Raw genomic sequence first — 17,311 nt, 5'->3', positions numbered from 1 at the left:
GCCGGTCACGCTCGCTACGCTGCGGGCTTCCGTGACCGAGCCGAAGGAGGGACACCGTGCCGCAGACCGCCGACGTTACCGAGGAGCTGGCCCGCCGCGTGGTGGCCGCCGCCGGCAAGGTGCTGGACGTCGAACTGTCGACGGACCAGGCGCTGGTCCAGGCGTCGCCGCGCGAGGGCGTCGACTACCAGGCCAACCTCGCGATGAGCCTCGGCAAACGGCTCGGCCGGCCGCCGCGCGAGGTCGCCGGGCTGATCGCCGGGGCGCTGGAACTCGACGGGATCGCGGGAACACCCGAAGTCGCCGGCCCTGGCTTCCTCAACTTCGTGCTGCGCAAGGAATGGCTCGAAGACCGGACGGCCGCGCTGCTCGGCGACCCGCGTCTCGGGGTGCCGGAAACGCCGGCGCCGCGGCGGATCGCGCTGGACTACAGCAGCCCGAACGTCGCCAAGGAGATGCACGTCGGGCACGTGCGCACGACGGTCATCGGCGACGCCCTCGCCCGGCTGCTGCGGTTCGCCGGGCACGAAGTGCTGCCGCACAACCACCTCGGCGACTGGGGCACGCCGTTCGGGATGCTCATCGAGCACCTGCTCGACGTCTCGGCCGGCCGGAGCGCCATCGCCGACCTCGACGCCTTCTACCGCGAAGCGCGCCGGAAGTTCGACACCGACGACGCGTTCGCGACCCGCGCGCGCGAACGGGTGGTGCTGCTGCAAAGCGGCGACGAAGAGACGCTCGGCGTGTGGCGAGAGCTGATCGCCGAGTCGACGCGGCACTTCAACGAGGTCTACGCGCTGCTCGGGATTTCGCTGACGGACGAGGACATCTACGGCGAGAGCTTCTACAACCCGTACCTCGCCGCCGTGGTCGACGATCTCGAAAAGGCGGGACTGACGGAGGTCAGCGACGGCGCGATCTGCGTGTTCCCCGAGGGGTTCCGCAACCGCGAGGGCGACCGGCTGCCGCTGATCGTCCGCAAGCGCGACGGCGGCTACGGCTACGCGGCGACCGACCTGGCCACCGCCCGGTACTGGACGGCCGAACGCGGTGCGACCGACCTGCTCTACGTCGTCGGGGCACCGCAGGCGCAGCACTTCGCGATGGTGTTCGCCGTCTGCCGCGCCGCCGGCTGGCTGACCGGCCACGCCGAGCACATCGGCTTCGGCACGGTCCTGGGCGCCGACGGCAAGACGATGCGGACCCGGGCCGGCGACACGGTCAAGCTGGCCGACCTGCTCACCGAAGCCGTCTCGCAGGCCGCCGCGGTCGTCGCCGAACGCAGTGAGCTCGACGCCGCCGGCCAAGCCGAGGTCGCGCGGGCGGTCGGCATCGGCGCCGTGAAATACGCCGACCTGTCCGGCGACCGCGAGCGCGACTACGTCTTCGCGTGGGACCGGATGCTCGCCAAGGAGGGCAACACCTCGGTGTACCTGCAGTACGCGCACGCGCGGACGCGGTCGATCCTCCTCAAGGCGGGTGGCGTGCCCGACGGCACGGAAATTCTGCTGGAAGCGCCGGAGGAACGGGCCCTGGCGGTGAAGCTGCTCCGGTTCGGCGAAGCCTTGAAGGCCGTGACGACGGCGTACGCACCGCACAAGCTCTGTACGTACCTGTACGAGACGGCCGTCGCGTTTTCCCGGTTCTTCGAGGAATGTCCGGTCTTGAAAGCGTCCTCACCGTCGCTGCGCGCGTCGCGGCTGAGGTTGACTACGCTGACGTCGCACACGCTCGCGCTCGGGCTTTCCCTGCTCGGCATCGAAGCGCCCGACCAGCTCTAGCGGGAGACCATTGTGGAACTGCCCGGCGACCTGCTCGCCCTGCTGCGCGAGCCCAGCCTCTGCTTCCTGTCGACGCTGATGCCGGACGGCTCGCCGCAGCTCACCCAGACCTGGGTGGACACCGACGGCACGCACATCCTCGTCAACACCGTGCTGGGCCACCAGAAGCAGCGCAACATCGCGCGCGACCCGCGGGTGGCGCTCAACGTCGCCGACCGCGACCGGCCGTCGCGCTACTTCGCGATCCGCGGGCGGGTCCTCGAGATGACCGAGGACGGCGCCGTCGAGCACATCGAGGAACTGGCTCAGCGCTACCTCGGCGGCCCGTACCCGTGGTGGGGCGGGCGCGACCAGACGCGGCTGCTGCTGACGATCAAGGCGGATCGGATCGCGTCGTGATCATCGTCGCCGGGTGGCTCGCCGTCGCTCCCGACGAGCGTGAAGCCTACCTGGCCGGGTGCGCGGAAGCCGTCCGGCTCGCGCGGGAGGCGCCCGGCTGCCTGGAGTACGCGCTGGGTGCCGACCTGCTCGACCCCGGCCGGATCACCGTGTACGAGCGCTGGGAGTCCGATGCGGACCTCGAGCGTTTCCGCGGGTCCGGGCCGTCGGACGAGCAGACGGCGCAGATCCTCGACGCGTCGGTCGCGCGCTACCGGATTTCGGCGGTCGAGGCGCCGTAACCCGGATCCGCGACCAGGTCGGCGCCCGGCTGGTCTCGCTGGGGTGACGGAGGCAGAGCTTTCATAGGGAAAGTTCCGGCTGGGGTGTGGTCAGCGGCGCAGGGGGACCAGGTCGTCGGCGTGGACGACTTCTCGCCTCTGCTCCTCCGGGATCTCGTGCGACGACAGGCCGATCAGGTCCGGCAGCTCGGTTGCGTCGAACGCCACCACTCCGCGGGCCACCGGGCGGTCCTTCGCGTCCACCAGATCCACCACGTCCCCGGCCTGGAACTCGCCTGAAACGCCCGTGATCCCCGCGGCCAACAGGGACCTGCGGCGGCGGACCACCGCCGTCACCGCGCCGTCGTCCAGGCGGAGCGTTCCCGTCGTGTCCGCCGCGTAGCCCAGCCAGAACCTGCGGGCCGACAAGCGCGTGTCCGCCGGGGCGAACGCTGTTCCCGGGGATGCCGACGTCAACGCCGCCGAGGCTTCCGAAGCCGCCGCCAACAGGACCGGGATGCCCGCTCCCGCCGCCGTTCGGGCCGCCGCCAGCTTGGACACCATGCCGCCCGTGCCCAGGCCGGAACTCGACATGCCGACCGAAATTCCGTCCACATCGGACTCCGACAGGACTTCCGTCAGCTTGCGGGTGGCGCCGTCGCGGGGGTCTCCGTCGTACAGACCGTCCACATCGGACAGCAACACCAGCGCGTCCGCGCCGATCAGGTGGGCCACCAGGGCCGCCAGGCGGTCGTTGTCGCCGAAGCGGATTTCTTCCGTCGCCACCGTGTCGTTCTCGTTGACCACCGGGACCGCGCCCAGCGCGAGCAGCCGTGAAAACGTGCGCTGCGCGTTGCGGTAGTGGGACCGGCGGACGACGTCGTCCGACGTCAGCAGCACCTGGCCGACCGTCAGCGCATACCGGCCGAACGACTCCGCGTACGCGTGCGCCAGCTGCAGCTGCCCCACGCTCGCCGCCGCCTGCTGGGTCGCCAGGTCACGCGGGCGCTTGCCCAGCGACAGCGGTGCCAGGCCGGCGCCGATCGCGCCCGAGGACACCAGCACGATCTGCGCGTCGCGGGACACGCGCTCGGCGATCGCGTCGACCAGCGCGTCCAGGTGGGCCACGTCGAGGCCGCTGCCCGCCGTCGTCAGGGCCGAGGAGCCGACCTTGACGACCAGGCGCCGGGCCGCGGCGATCGCTTCGCGCGTGCCGCTCACGCGTCGGGGTCCAAGTCGTCGTCCTCGCCGGTGCCGTCGCGGCGGATCCGGCGGGCCTCCTTGCGCTCGGCCGCGCCGACGCGGTCGGTGCGCTCCAGCCGGACGTCGGTGCCGCGGCCGGACAGGTGCACCGCCACCGACGGCGTCGACGGCTCCCACTCGAACTGGACGTCGCCGACCGTGACCGGGCTGCCCGGCTTCGCGCCGAGCTTCGCCAGCTCGTCCTCGACGCCGAGGCGGTTGAGCCGGTCGGCGAGGTAGCCGACGGCCTCGTCGTTGCCGAAGTTGGTCTGGCGGATCCACCGCTCCGGGCGGGCGCCACGCACGATGAACGCGCCCTCCTCTTCGGGGTCGACCTCGACGGTGAACCCGGAGTCGTCGACGGCGAGCGGCCGCAGGACGATCTTCTCCGGCTCCAGCACCGGCTGCGCCTCGCGGTACTTCTCGACGACGGCGGCCAGCGCGAACGTCAGCTCGCGCAGGCCCTTGCGCGACGCGGTCGAGACCTCGAACACCTGCAGGCCCCGGGCCTCGAACTCCGGCCGGACGAACTCGGCGAGCTCGGCGGCCTCCGGGACGTCGATCTTGTTGAGGACGACCACGCGGGGACGTTCCTCGAGCTTGCCGCCGAGCCCGGGGGTGTACTTGGCCAGCTCCTCTTCGAGCGCGTCCACATCGGACACCGGGTCGCGGCCCGGCTCCAGCGTCGCGCAGTCGACGACGTGCACCAGCACCGCGCAGCGCTCGATGTGGCGGAGGAAGTCGAGGCCGAGACCCTTGCCCTCGGACGCGCCGGGGATCAGGCCGGGCACGTCGGCCATCGTGAACACCGTTTCGCCGCCGGTGATGACGCCGAGGTTCGGCACCAGCGTGGTGAACGGGTAGTCGGCGATCTTCGGCTTGGCCGCGGACAGCACCGAGATCAGCGACGACTTGCCGGCGGACGGGAAGCCGAGCAGGCCGACGTCGGCGACCGAACGCAGCTCCAACGTCAGGCTGCGGGCCTCGCCCGGCTCGCCCAGCAGGGCGAACCCGGGGGCCTTGCGGGCCTTCGACGCGAGCGCCGCGTTGCCCAAGCCGCCGCGGCCACCCTGGGCGGCGACGAACGTGGTGCCGGGGCCGATCAGGTCGGCGACCATCTCGCCGTCCTCGGTGAACACGACGGTGCCGGACGGCACCTTCATCACCAGCGTCTCCCCCGCCGCGCCGGCGCGGTTGCCGCCCTGGCCCATCTTGCCGCTGCCGGCCTTGGCGTGCGGGCGGAAGTGGAAGTCGAGCAGGGTGTGCACGTTGGGGTCGACGACCAGCAGGACGTCGCCGCCGTTGCCGCCGTTGCCGCCGTCGGGGCCGCCGAGGGGCTTGAACTTCTCGCGGTGCACCGAGGCACAGCCGTTGCCCCCGTCACCGGCGGTCAGGTGGATGACCGCGCGGTCCACGAACCGGGACGCCATGACTTGCCTCTATTCACTCGCGAAACCAAAGGGGTACTGACAAAACAAACGAGGGGTGGCACCGGATATTCCGGCCCCACCCCTCGTCAGAGGTCTAGACAGAAGCCGAAACTCAGGCTTCCGACGGCACGATGTTGACCGTCTTGCGACCACGCTTCTCGCCGAACTGGACCGCACCGGCGGCCAGGGCGAACAGCGTGTCGTCGCCGCCGCGGCCGACGTTCACGCCGGGGTGGAACTTGGTGCCGCGCTGGCGGATCAGGATCTCGCCGGCGTTGACCTCCTGGCCGCCGAAGCGCTTGACGCCGAGGCGCTGCGCGTTCGAGTCGCGACCGTTGCGGGAGCTGGACGCACCCTTCTTGTGAGCCATGGCTCAGCCCTCTTTCTGAAAAGCAGATCCGGAGAAGTTCTTACAGGGAGATGGCGGTGACCTCGACGCGGGTCAGCTTCTGCCGGTGACCCTGGCGCTTGTGGTAGCCCGTCTTGTTCTTGAACTTGTGGATCCGGATCTTCGGACCCTTGGTCTGCTCGACGACCTTGCCGGTGACCGAGACCTTCGCCAGCGCGTCGGCGTCCGTGGTGACCTCGCCACCGTCGACGTACAAAACGGCGGGGAGGATGTGCTCGGTGCCCGGCTCGCCCTCGAGCTTCTCGACCTCGACGACGTCGCCGACGGCCACCTTGTACTGCTTGCCGCCGGTCTTGACGATCGCGTACGCCGACACGGAAGTCTCCTGCATTACTCGACAATGGGTGGGGGCCCGCGCGACCGGCCCACCTGGTGGAGACGGCGGTCCTGGACTCGCGCAGCGACCTGCTCTGGTGGCAGGCCGTACTACAGGTTACGTGGGGTGCCCCGGTGCGTTACCACCGGGGTCCCCCTAGTCGTTCACTTGCTCTGGTCGGAGGCGTGCACCGGCGGGCCCGCCGGGCGTGACGCGGCCCGGCGCGGACGGCGCCGGGTGGAGCGCGCGGCCGGTTCGGGCACGCTGACCTCCGGCTCGGCGGCCTCCGGAGCCTCGTTGACCGGCTCCTCCGCGGGTTCCGGCGCCGGGGTCCGCTCGACCTCGGGCTCTTCCTCCGGCGGCACCGGCGCCTCGTCCGCTTCGGTGGTCACCGGGGTGCCGGCGACCTCCTGGGCGGGCTCGGCGGGCGGCTCGGCCGTCACCGGCGTCTCGTCCGCCTCCGTGGTCGCCGGGACGTCCGCGACCTCCCGGGCGGGCCCGGTGCCGTTCACCGCGCCCTGGTCGTGCTCCTTGACGGCCTTGGAGGCGTTGGCCACCGCCGCCACCGCGGACGCGATCGACTCGCGCCGCTCCGGCGGCGGCACCGCGTGCACCTCGGCCTTGGCGGCTTCGGCCTGCTCCTTGGCGGCCTCCTCGCCCTTGCCGCGGCCCCGCGACCGGCGGGAGCTCTTCTCCCCGCCGCCACCGCCACCGTTGCCACCGCCGCCGTTGCCGTTCCCGCCGTGGGAGTGCGAGCCGCCGCCCGCGCGCTGCACCTCGGTCGAGACGAGCACGCCCCGGCCCTTGCAGTGCTCGCACGGCGTCGAGAACGCCTCCAGCAGGCCGGTGCCGATCTTCTTGCGGGTCATCTGCACCAGGCCGAGCGAGGTGACCTCGGCGACCTGGTGGCGCGTGCGGTCACGGCCGAGGCACTCGGTGAGGCGGCGCAGCACCAGCTCCCGGTTGGACTCGAGCACCATGTCGATGAAGTCGATCACGATGATGCCGCCGATGTCCCGCAGCCGGAGCTGGCGGACGATCTCCTCCGCCGACTCCAGGTTGTTGCGGGTCACCGTCTCCTCGAGGTTGCCACCCGATCCGGTGAACTTGCCGGTGTTGACGTCGATCACCGTCATCGCCTCGGTGCGGTCGATGACCAGGTAACCGCCGCTGGGCAGCCAGACCTTGCGGTCGAGGGCCTTGGTGATCTGCTCGTCGATCCGGTGGTCGGCGAACGCGTCGCCGGTGCCGGTGTAGCGCTTGAGGCGCTCGGTGAGCTCCGGCGCGACGTGGCTGACGTAGCCGTTGATCGTCTCCCAGGAGCGGTTGCCCTGGATCTCCAGCTTGGTGAAGTCCTCGGTGAAGAGGTCACGCACGACCTTGACCAGCAGGTCCGGCTCTTCGTAGAGCATGGTCGGCGCGCCGCCCTTCTTGCCGGAACCGGCGGCGGCCTTCTCCTTGATGACGTCCCACTGCGCCTTCAGGCGGTCGACGTCGCGGCCCAGCTCCTCCTCGCCGATGCCCTCGGAGGCGGTGCGGATGATGACACCCGCGTCCTCCGGGACGATCCGCTTGAGGATGTCCTTGAGCCGGCGGCGCTCGTTCTCCGGCAGCTTGCGCGAGATGCCGGTGGCGCCGCCCGCGGGCACGTAGACGAGGAAGCGGCCGGGCAGCGAGATCTGCGTGGTCAGCCGGGCGCCCTTGTGCCCGACCGGGTCCTTCGTGACCTGGACCAGCACCGAGTCGCCGGTCGAGAGCGCCTGCTCGATCTTGCGGGCCTTGCCCTCCAGGCCGGCGGCGTCCCAGTCGACCTCGCCGGCGTACAGCACGGCGTTGCGGCCGCGGCCGATGTCGATGAACGCGGCCTCCATGCTCGGCAGCACGTTCTGGACGCGGCCGAGGTAGACGTTGCCGACGATCGAGCCGGAGCCCGACTGCGTCACGAAGTGCTCGACGAGGACGCCGTCCTCGAGCACCGCGATCTGGGTGGAGTCGCCGTGCTCGGCGACGACCATCGTGCGCTCGACCGCTTCGCGGCGGGCCAGGAACTCGGCCTCGGACAGGATCGGGGCGCGGCGGCGGCCGGCCTCGCGGCCGTCGCGGCGGCGCTGGCGCTTGGCCTCGAGCCGGGTCGACCCGCGGACGCTGCGCACCTCGTCGCGCGCCGGGCGCTCGCGCTCGGCCTGCTCGGCCTTCGCCTGGCGGACGTGCGTGACGGTGTTGGGCGGGTCGTCGGTGCCCTCGGCGTCGTCGCCGTCCGAGCCCTTGCGGCGACGGCGGCGGCGACGGCGCTTGCTGCCGCCTTCGCCCTCGTCGCTGTCGTTGTCGGAGTCGGCTTCGGCTTCTTCGGGCTCTTCGGTGTCCGCTTCGGGCTTTTCGTCCCCGTTGCGGGACTTCCGGCGCGGCTGCTCCTCGGCCTGGTCGTCGTTCTCGGCGGTCTCGTCGCCACCGTCGGCGCCCTTGCCGCGGCCGCGGCCACGGCGGCCCCGGCGGCGACGGCGGCGGCTGCCGGCGTCGTCGTCTTCGTCGAGGTCGGTGGCCGGGGTGGTTTCTTCGGCCTCTTCCTCGGCGGCCTCGGGCTCGGGGCGGGTGCGCTCCGCGCGCTCCGGGCGGGGCTCCGGCTCGGCGAACGGGTCGGCGGGCTTGCGGGCCGGCTTGGCCGCGGGCTCGGCGGGCTCCGGCGGCAGGAAGACCGGCGAGGGTGCGGCGAAGACCGGCAGGTGGGCGCGGGTCTTCTGCCGCGGGCGCGGCTTCTCGGACTCGGCGGCGGGAGCCTGCTCGGCGGCTTGGCCGGTGGCGGTCTGCTGGGCGAACGGCTGACCGGCGGCGGCACGGCTCCGGCCGGCGCCACCCTGGGCGGACGGCTGACCGGCACCGCGGCCGGCGGCCTGGTCCTGCGCGTCGTCGCCACGGCCGGCGGTGCCGGCGGGCTGCTGCGCGAAGGGCCGGTCGGCGTTGCCCCGGCCGGTGGGCTGGTTCTGGCCGGCGGGCTGCTGGGCGGACGGCTGGCTCTGGCCCGCGGACTGGTCCTGACCCGCGCTGCCGTGACCGGCGGCCGGGCCCTGACGACCGGCGCCCTCGGTGAGCGGCTGGCTCGCGCCAGCCTGGCCCGTGGCCTCGTCCTGACGACCGGCGCCGCCTTCGGTGAACGGCCGGTCTGCGCCGCCCTGGCCGGCCGGCTGGTCCTGGCCGGCCGCGGTCGGCTCGGGCGTGCCGGTCGACCCTTCACCCTCGGCGGGCGCGAAGGCCTCGGCCACCTTGAGCGCCACGTCCCTCGTCACGCTCGACTGCGCGCTGCGCACGCTTTCCCCCAGCTCGGCGAGCTGGGCGAGGACGTCCCGGCTGTGCTTCTGCAGCAGCTTCGCCAGCGCGTGCACCCGGATCCGGGGCGGCAGGTCGGCCAGGGGGCCGCTCGTGGGTGTGGCGGGATTCCCGCCGGTGTGCTCGGCGGGTGTTTCCGCGTTCGACATGTGTCTCCTCCGCCCCCGGGCGCGTCTGCCGGTTCGCACCGGCAGGGACGCGGCCGCGCAGGGGCCCCTTTCTGTTCGTTCCGCCGTGGTGGTCACCAGCGACGGGAATCCTTGCCCGACGACCGGGCGCCGCACCACCGCATCCCGGTGACGCGCAGCCCGGTCAAAGGTCTGCTCGGCGCGGTGCGCGGCACTCGCGGCCCCCGGGCCGCCCGCCACGTCGTCCAGCCGCCCGGCTCCGGGCGGCGACGCGCGTCGTGCTGGTTCGTGCACCTCACCGGGCCACAACGCCGCAGGCAGCACCTCTCACGTGCGCCCCGCGGCCCAGCGGCCACCCCGAGTATCCCACACCGGGTGACTGCTCCGGTGTACTCGGTACCTCCGCCCACGCCGCCGGGCGCGCCGCGCACCCACCGGCCGGGGGAACTTGGCCGGATCGCTTGTCCGGCGGGCACGGGGTGGCTACCGTGCGGCTCGGGGTGACCGGGATCTCGCGCGCCGGCACCCGCGGTTCCTGCATCCGGTGGGAGGTCCGGTGTCCCTGCTGGCGCGGCCGCTGCGGGCGGCCGTGTGCACCGTACTGGTGCTTTCGGGATGCGTCACCGCCGGTCCGGCGGTGGCCGAAGCGCCCGCCTGCGGTCACGGCCGGGCCCTGCGCTACGTCGTCGCCTTCGACCGCGGCACGGCCGAGCCCGCCGCCCGCGAGCAGGTAACGGCGGCGTGCGGCGCCACCACCGTCTACTACCCGCAGATCGCCGTGGCGGTCGCCACCTCCGGCGACCCGGCGTTCGGCGCCCGGATCGGGCTCGACCGGGCCTTCAGCGCCCAGGCCGAGCGGCTGGCCGCGCAGCGCGTCACCGAGGCCAGGCCGCAGCCCGCGCGGGCCACGCTGCCCGTCACCGACCCCGCCCGCGTGCCCACCACAGATCTGCGCGGGCAGCAGTGGGACATGCGGATGATCAACGCGGGCGGCGCTGGGGAAGGCAGCCGCGACGTCGTCGTCGGCGTGCTCGACTCGGGGATCGACCCGAACCACCCGGACCTGGCCGGCGCCCTCGATCGCGACGACTCCGCGGGCTGCCTGACCGGGGAGCCCGACCGGGCGCCGTCCGCCTGGGCGCCGACGACGTCGGTGCACGGCACGCACGTGGCGGGGATCATCGCGGCGGCCGGCGACGGGCGCGGGACCACGGGCGTGGCGCCCGGCGTCCGCGTGGCGTCGGTGAAGGTGATCGACGACCGCGGCTACGCCGACCCGGAGGCCGCGGTGTGCGGCCTGATGTGGGCGGCCTCACGCCACCTGCGGCTGACGAACAGCAGCTTCTTCGTGAACCCGTGGACGCTGTCGTGCATCCGCGGCGACGACCGCGGGGTGGTGCACGAGGTGCTGGCGCGGGCGGTGGAGTACAGCACGTCGGCCGGGACGCTGAACGTCGCCGCGGCGACGAACGAGGCCGTCGACCTGACGCCGTCGGCGCGCTCGGGCTCGCCCGGGCCGGGGTCCGGGTGCGAAGCGCTGCCGGCCGCGCTGCGGGACGTCGTCGCGGTGTCCGCCGTCGGCTCGGACCGGGTGAAGGCGGGCTACAGCTCGTACGGGCTCGGCGTGATCGACGTCACGGCCCCCGGCGGGGAGGCCGGCGAGTGCGTGCTTTCGACGGTGCCGGGCGGGTACGCGCCGCTGTGCGGGACGTCGATGGCCGCGCCGCACGTCACCGGGGTGCTGGCGCTGCTGGCGTCCGCCTTGCCGAACGCGGGCCCGCGCCAGCTGCGGCGGACGCTCGACGCCCAGGCGATGCCGATGCCGTGCCCGGCCGACTACGACCTCACCGGCGACGGCACCCAGGACGCCTACTGCGCGGGTTACGAGGGGTTCAACGGCTTCTACGGCCACGGGATGGTGGACGCGCTGGCCGCCGCCGTGCCGCGGGGCAAGCCCGACCCGGCCCGCTGAGCCGGACGGCGGTCAGCGCGGATTCGGGCTGCTCGGTTGCGGCGGAGCGCCGCGACCCGTCACGGCGGCCGGTTGCGGCGGGTCGGCGGCGAGCGGCGGCCTCGACCGGGGCGACCGCCGCGCTCACGTCAGCAGGAGCTTGGCGATCCTCCTCGTCGACGCCCACAGGCCCACCGCGCCCAGGACCAGCAGGTAGGCCAGGTTGACCAGCATGCTCCCCGACAGCAGGCCGTTCGCCAGGCCGCGCATCAGCTCGATCCCGTGGTACAGCGGGAGGCAGCGGACCACCCACTGCAGCGGCTCCGGGTACACCGACAGCGGGAAGAAGGTCGTCGCGAACAGGAACATCGGCATCAGGCCCAGCGCGATGTAGTCGAACTGGGCCGTCGACTTCAGGAACGTCACCAGCGCCATGCCGATCGCCGAGAAGGCCAGGCCCACCAGCAGCGCCGCCGGGACCATCAGCAGCGCCCACCACGACGCCAGCAGTCCCATCCCCGCCGCGATCGCGAGGAACGCCACCGCGTAGACGCCGCCGCGGGTCATCGCCCAGCCGATCTCGCCCAGCGCGATGTCCAGCGGGCCGATCGGCGTCGCCAGCATCGCGTCGTACAGCTTCGCGTACCGCAGCTTGAAGAACAGGTTGTACGTCGACTCGAAGACGGCGCCGTTCATCGCCGACGTCGCCAGCAGCGCCGGCGCCACGAACGCGACGTAGTCCATCGGGTGGCCGTCCGGGCCCGCCACCTCGGTGACGAGCTTGCCGAACCCGAGCTGGAACGCCAGCAGGTAGAGGAACGGCTCGGCCGCGCCGGAGAGGAACATCAGCCAGCTGTTCCAGCTCACCCGCACGGACCGCTCGACGAGCATGCGGGCCCGGCCCGCGTACAGCCCGGTCGGCAGGATCCGCAGCAGCAGCCCGGCCCGCGCGGGCGGGGCTTGGACGCTCACCATCAGACCACCAGCCGCCGGTAGAAGGCCCGGTGCGCGAGCGCCCACCCGGCCGCGAACAACGCCGCGAGCACCGCGAGATGGCCGAGCACCGCCCAGCCGCCGACCCCGCCGAGGCTCACGCCGCGGGCCAGCTGCGTGCCGTGCCAGAGCGGGGACAGCCAGGCCAGCCAGCGGATCGCGCCCGGCAGCTGGGAGATCGGGAAGAACGTGCCGGAGAACAACGTCATCGGCATCACGACGAACCGGAAGATGATCCCGAACCGCTGGCCCTCGTCGTACGTCCGGGCCGCCAGCGCGGTGATCGGCGTGGCGCAGGCGAGGCCGGTGACCGTGCCGACGAGGATCACCAGCAGCACGCCGGGCCCGGTCCAGGCGCCGAAGAACAGCGCGACGAACGCGTAGATCGCGCCGGCGAGCGTGAGCCGCAGGGCCGTCCAGATCAGGTGGCCGCCGAGGACCTGCCCGGGTGACACGGGGGTGGCGGTGACGGCCAGGTAGTCCTTCTGCCACTTGAACCCGGACAGCACGGGATAGCTCGAATCGCCGACGGCCTGCTGCGCGGCACCGGCGGCGAGCAGGGCGGGCGCGATGTACTGCAGGTAGGACAGGCCGCCGGTGGCCGCGCCGGGACGGACCTGCGAGCCGAAGCCGAGGCCCATGGCGGCGAGGAAGAGGACGGGCTGGAGGCCGGTGGAGTACAAAGTGGACACCCAGTGGCGGCGGTACCAGGTCCAGTACCCCTCGACGCGCAGCCAGGCGCCGTGCCAGGTGCCGACCACCCGGCCGGTGGGTTCGACGGTCGTCATCAGTCCACCAGCGTCCGGCCGGTCAACCGGAGGAACACGTCCTCCAGCGAGCTGCGCCGCACCAAGCTCGACAGCGGCCGGACGCCGCGGGCGTGCACGTGTTCCAGCGCCGCCTCGCCGTCGTCGCTGTACAGCAGGACCCGGTCCGGGAGGATCTCCACGCGGTCGGCCAGCCCTTCGACCTGCTGCGCCGCCGCGGCCTGCTCCCCCGACGCGAACCGCAGCTCGACGACCTCGCGCGTCGAGTACCGCTTGATCAGCTCCGCCGGCGAACCCTCCGCCGCGATGCGGCCGTGGTCCATCACGACCAGCCGGTCGCACAGCTGCTCCGCCTCGTCCATGTAGTGCGTCGTCACGATCAGCGTCGTGCCCTGGGCCTTCAACCGGAACAACCGGTCCCACAGCAGGTGCCTGGCCTGCGGGTCGAGCCCCGTCGTCGGCTCGTCGAGCAGCAGCAGCTCCGGGTCGTTGACCAGCGAGCGCGCGATCGTCAGCCGTCGTTTCATGCCGCCCGAGAGCGGGTCGACCTTGTCCCCCGCCCGGTCGGTCAGCTGCGCGAACTCCAGCAGCTCGTCCGCCTTGCGCCGGGCCGCCGCCCGGGACAGGCCGAAGTAGCGGCCGTAGATCAGCAGGTTCTCCCGGACCGTCAGCTCGACGTCCAGGTTGTCCTGCTGCGGCACGACGCCCAGGCGCGCGCGGATCCGCGGCCCGGCCACCTCCGGGTCCAGCCCCAGCACGCGCAGGTCGCCGTCGGTGCGGGGTGACACGCACGCGATCATCCGCATCGTCGACGACTTGCCCGCGCCGTTCGGGCCGAGGAAGCCGAACGCCTCCCCGCGCCGCACCTCGACGTCGATCCCGCGCACGGCCTCGAACTCGCCGAAGCGCTTCACCAGTGCTTTGGCCTGCACCAGCGCCGGTTCCCGGTCCTCCGATTCGTCCACCCCCCGACCATACGAGCGGGCACCGACAAAAACCGAACGGTTTAGCCGCGCACGGTCACGACCAGCGACTGCGTCACCCCGTTGACCGTCACCGACAACCGCGCGACACCCGGCCGCAGCGCCGTCAGGACCCCGGACGCGGGATCGAACGAAACGACACCCCAGCCGACCGTCCAGTCCGCGCTCACCGGGTAGGAGACCGGGACGTCCCGGCTGCCCTGCCGCAGCGAAGCCCGGACGACCGCGCGTTCGCCGCGCTTCAGCGACGACGGTCCCGAAACGGTGAGCGAGTCGACGTTCGGCCGCGTCTCGAAGCGCACCGGCTGGGCGCGGTCGGCGGGGTCGACGCGCAGCAGCGTCCAGCCGACGAACCCGCCGTCGCCGGGCGCGGCCGCGGGTGCCTTGCCCGAGTTGCCGTTGACCAGGTACGGCACGCCGTCCACGCGCGACAGCGAGAACACGCCCGCGTGCGAAGCCACCGAAGCGGCCGGTTTGCCGGACGCCTGCTCGAACCCGGTCAGCCACTGGCTCAGCAGCGTGGCTTCCTTCCGGTCGCCGAGCTGGGAGTTCCCGGTCGGGCTCGGGTCCTTCACCGGGTGGTGCATCGCGACGACGACCCCGCGGACCGACCGGTCCTTCGCCGCCGAATCGAGCGCGTCCCGCAGCATCCGGACCTGGTCGAACCCGCCCGCGCGCAGCGAGCCGCGCGAGGAGTCCATCAACACCAGCCGAATGCCGTGCACGTCGACGACCCGGTGCGTCACGCCGAACGCGGCCTGGAAGTTGGCCAGGCCGTTGCCACCCTCGGCCTCGTGGTTGCCCGGCACGTAGTACCAGGGCACCTTGCCGTCCAGTTCCTCGGTGATGACCTGCTTCGCCAAGACGAAGTCGGGCGCCGTGCCGCGGTCGACGAAGTCGCCGTTGATCAGCACCAGGTCCGGCTTCGCCGCGACGGCTTCCCGCAGCGCCCGCCGAGCCTGGGCGACCAGCGGGCCCGCCGGGTCGTCCGCGGTGAACTGCGCGTCGCTGACGACCGCGACGCGCAGGCCGCCCGCCAGAACCCCGTCGGTGACCAGCGCCGGGTCGTGCGGGGCCGGATCGGCGGGCACGGTGGTCGTCGGCGCCACCTCGAACGTCAGGTCGTCGAACACGAGGTGCCCCTCGTACTGCTGGTCCGGCACGTTTTCGACGGCGTAGAACCGCGCCAGGCGCTGGCCGTCGGGCAGCCCGGCCGGGACCGCCGCGGTGACGTACCGCCAGCCCGTCCAGTCGACGCTCAGCGAAAGGTCCACAATGGACGCCACGTTGGCGGCGTCGCGCAGTTCGGCGCGCAGCCAGGCACCCTTGCCGTCGCCGTTCACCCACAGCCCGATCTTCTGCGTTCCCGAAGGGACCGGAAGCGGCGACGAAGGCGTCACGTACGCGGCGCGCGTCGCGGTCGTGCCGGTGAGCCGGTAGTCCAGCGCGAGACCGGCGCCGCCGTCCCGCCCGGGCGCCGCGGACAGGGCCGCGCCGACGACCGCCGGGAACACCGTCGCGCTCCAGCCGGCCGGGCCGTCCAGCGGGGCCGCGACCTGCGGCACGGTGCCGACCGAGGCGGCCAGGTGCGTGGTCAGGCCCGCGGCCGATGCGGTGATCGCCGACGCGCCGGACGCGGTCAGCGCGGTCACCGTGTAACCGTCGCCCGACGGCTCGACCTTCACGACGGAGTGGTCGTAGTCGAGCTTGACGTCGTCGGGCTCCAGCCAGGTGCCGTAGCCGTCCGCGTCATAGCCGTAGACCTTGAACGTGCTCTTCGCGCCCGCGCCCGACAGCGCGACCTGCTCGGTGCTCGTGCCGAGCCGGATCGCCCTGCCCAGCACGGAAAGCGTCGTCTTGCCGGACGCGCGCCCGGCGCGGGCGACGACGTCGACGCTGCCGGCGCCGTGGCCGGTGACGACTCCGCGCGTCACGGTCGCCCGCCGGAAGTCCGACGTGCTCCAGCGCGGGTCGGCGGCGACGGCTGCGCCCGTCTCGTCGTGGCCGTCGGCGACCAGGTGCCGGGTCAGGCCGGTCAGCACGCGGTTCGCGTCGCCGGTCGCCACGGCGGGCGCCGGCGCGAAGCCGGTGAGCCTGCCGCTGCCGGGCACGGTCCCGAAGCCGATCCCGTTGGGCACCAGGCGTTCCCCGCCGTCCGACGGCGCGTTGCGGACGCTCGGCGCGGCCTCGCCTTCGTTGCGGGCCAGGAGCGTCGACGAGCCGCCGCCGTCGAGGTTGATGGCGTCGTCGGCGCCGAGGCTCTTCATGTGCCGGGCCAGTTCCAGCTCGGTCATCCCGCGACTGTCGGCCTGGCGACCGTCCACAGTGGCCAGCCACAGCCGCCGGCCGTCGGCGGAGAAGCCGACCGCGGTCCGGGGGTGCATGGCCACGTCGTCGACCGGCTGCACGACGCCGTCGCGGAGCAGGACTTCGTTGCCGCCCACGGCGACCGCGATCTTGCCGGCGTCCGAGCGCGGCGCGTACGTGACGCCCACCGGGTCACCCGGCTTGAGCGCCGCGAGGGCGTCCGCGCCGGCTTCGCGGGCCAGCAGCAGCGTCGTGCCGGCCGCGATGGGGCCGGCCGCGGGCTGGTCGCGAACCGCGGTGACGACGCCGTCGCGCAACTCGACCTCGCGCACCCGCGACGCTCCGGCCACCGACGTCGCGCGCCCGGAGGCACCCCACAACGGCGTGTAGACGCCGATCGCGTCGGTACCGAGGACCGGGCTGTTGAAGTTCGTGGCCTTCACCGTGCCGCCCGGCAGCGTCACGGTCGCTTCGAGGAAGACCGAAGCGAGCTGCGCCTTGCCTTCGTCGGTGATCGACGCGGTGAGGTTGTGCCCGGCGGCGGGCGCGGTCTGCAGTTGCCCGCGGTCGATGCCGACGCCGATCGGCGCGCCGGTGGCGTTGATGTCGAAGAAGTCGCCGTTCACGCCGGCGACCGCGCCGGTGCGCGCGACCTGCTGCGACAGCGGCGTGCGCGCGGAGACCGTGCCGGGGCTCAGGTACGTCGGCTTCAGGACCTTGCTGCCCAGGTCGACGGACAGGGTGTCGCCGCGGATCCAGCCCGCCGGGTCGAACCGGTCGAACTGGGTGAGGTTCAGCCCGGGCGCGACCTCGGTGGTGGCGCTGCCGGTGACGAGGCCGTCGTCGGGGTCCGCGGCGGCGAAGGTGGTCACGCCTTCGCGAGCCGACGACGCGGCGGGCGCGGCCTCGACCGGAGGCGTGCCGAGCGGCGCCTTCAGCGGGTCGGCGTGGGCGGGGACGACGAACACCGTCGCGAACAGGGCGGCGAGCGGCAGCGCGATGTGTGGCTTCTTCACCAGGTACC

The 17,311-nt window shown here is 73.0% G+C and carries 13 protein-coding genes; 4 read left to right on the top strand and 9 right to left on the bottom strand.

Going from position 1 to position 17,311, the window contains the following annotated elements:
* Nucleotides 1-56: 56 nt before the first annotated feature.
* The 3 genes from argS to ACIQWX_RS26380 are packed head-to-tail and all read left to right on the top strand — an operon-like array spanning nucleotide 57 to nucleotide 2,461.
* Nucleotides 57-1,781, top strand: coding sequence for an arginine--tRNA ligase (gene argS / locus ACIQWX_RS26390; protein WP_400876377.1), 1,725 nt, complete (start codon nucleotides 57-59; stop codon nucleotides 1,779-1,781).
* Nucleotides 1,782-1,793: 12 nt separating this feature from the next.
* Nucleotides 1,794-2,180, top strand: coding sequence for a PPOX class F420-dependent oxidoreductase (locus ACIQWX_RS26385; protein ID WP_400876374.1), 387 nt, complete (start codon nucleotides 1,794-1,796; stop codon nucleotides 2,178-2,180).
* Nucleotides 2,177-2,461 (top strand): putative quinol monooxygenase, encoded by a 285-nt coding sequence (locus ACIQWX_RS26380; protein ID WP_400876371.1) that lies wholly within the window; start codon nucleotides 2,177-2,179, stop codon nucleotides 2,459-2,461. The genes ACIQWX_RS26385 and ACIQWX_RS26380 overlap by 4 nt, the downstream gene beginning before the upstream one ends.
* Before the next feature lie 90 nt (nucleotides 2,462-2,551).
* Here ACIQWX_RS26380 and proB read toward each other — a convergent pair whose 3' ends face one another.
* The 5 genes from proB to ACIQWX_RS26355 form a co-directional block, all read right to left on the bottom strand.
* Nucleotides 2,552-3,661 (bottom strand): glutamate 5-kinase, encoded by a 1,110-nt coding sequence (gene proB / locus ACIQWX_RS26375; protein WP_400876369.1) that lies wholly within the window; start codon nucleotides 3,659-3,661, stop codon nucleotides 2,552-2,554.
* Complete coding sequence (obgE, locus tag ACIQWX_RS26370; RefSeq protein ID WP_400876367.1) at nucleotides 3,658-5,112, bottom strand: GTPase ObgE; 1,455 nt, start codon at nucleotides 5,110-5,112, stop codon at nucleotides 3,658-3,660. Before obgE ends, proB begins: the two co-directional genes overlap by 4 nt.
* Before the next feature lie 112 nt (nucleotides 5,113-5,224).
* Nucleotides 5,225-5,482, bottom strand: a complete 258-nt coding sequence (gene rpmA, locus ACIQWX_RS26365; protein ID WP_086846674.1) for a 50S ribosomal protein L27 — start codon at nucleotides 5,480-5,482, stop codon at nucleotides 5,225-5,227.
* Between the two features lie 40 nt (nucleotides 5,483-5,522).
* Nucleotides 5,523-5,837: a 50S ribosomal protein L21 gene (rplU, locus tag ACIQWX_RS26360; protein WP_086678418.1), complete on the bottom strand. Its 315-nt coding sequence runs from the start codon at nucleotides 5,835-5,837 to the stop codon at nucleotides 5,523-5,525.
* A 164-nt stretch (nucleotides 5,838-6,001) separates the two neighbouring features.
* A complete protein-coding gene (locus ACIQWX_RS26355) occupies nucleotides 6,002-9,307 on the bottom strand; it encodes a translation initiation factor IF-2 N-terminal domain-containing protein (RefSeq protein WP_400876363.1) in 3,306 nt (1,101 codons plus the stop codon).
* Between the two features lie 535 nt (nucleotides 9,308-9,842).
* On the opposite strand from ACIQWX_RS26355, the gene ACIQWX_RS26350 reads away from it, so the two are divergent.
* Nucleotides 9,843-11,258, top strand: coding sequence for a S8 family peptidase (locus tag ACIQWX_RS26350; RefSeq protein WP_400876360.1), 1,416 nt, complete (start codon nucleotides 9,843-9,845; stop codon nucleotides 11,256-11,258).
* Nucleotides 11,259-11,381: 123 nt separating this feature from the next.
* Here ACIQWX_RS26350 and ACIQWX_RS26345 read toward each other — a convergent pair whose 3' ends face one another.
* Genes ACIQWX_RS26345 through ACIQWX_RS26330 form a run of 4 tightly spaced genes read right to left on the bottom strand, consistent with a single transcriptional unit; the run spans nucleotide 11,382 to nucleotide 17,282 of the window.
* On the bottom strand, nucleotides 11,382-12,212 hold the full coding sequence (locus ACIQWX_RS26345; protein ID WP_400876357.1) for an ABC transporter permease: 831 nt from the start codon (nucleotides 12,210-12,212) through the stop codon (nucleotides 11,382-11,384).
* Complete coding sequence (locus ACIQWX_RS26340; protein ID WP_400876354.1) at nucleotides 12,212-13,018, bottom strand: ABC transporter permease; 807 nt, start codon at nucleotides 13,016-13,018, stop codon at nucleotides 12,212-12,214. Before ACIQWX_RS26340 ends, ACIQWX_RS26345 begins: the two co-directional genes overlap by 1 nt.
* Nucleotides 13,018-13,962 (bottom strand): ABC transporter ATP-binding protein, encoded by a 945-nt coding sequence (locus ACIQWX_RS26335; RefSeq protein ID WP_400876352.1) that lies wholly within the window; start codon nucleotides 13,960-13,962, stop codon nucleotides 13,018-13,020. The genes ACIQWX_RS26340 and ACIQWX_RS26335 overlap by 1 nt, the downstream gene beginning before the upstream one ends.
* A gap of 41 nt (nucleotides 13,963-14,003) precedes the next feature.
* Nucleotides 14,004-17,282 (bottom strand): phosphodiester glycosidase family protein, encoded by a 3,279-nt coding sequence (locus ACIQWX_RS26330; RefSeq protein ID WP_400877584.1) that lies wholly within the window; start codon nucleotides 17,280-17,282, stop codon nucleotides 14,004-14,006.
* Nucleotides 17,283-17,311 lie beyond the last annotated feature (29 nt).

It is taken from the genome of Amycolatopsis sp. NPDC098790 (genome assembly GCF_044759945.1).
Lineage (GTDB): Bacteria > Actinomycetota > Actinomycetes > Mycobacteriales > Pseudonocardiaceae > Amycolatopsis.
Note: the sequence above shows the minus strand (reverse complement) of the source record. Positions and strands in the feature narration are given on the sequence as shown.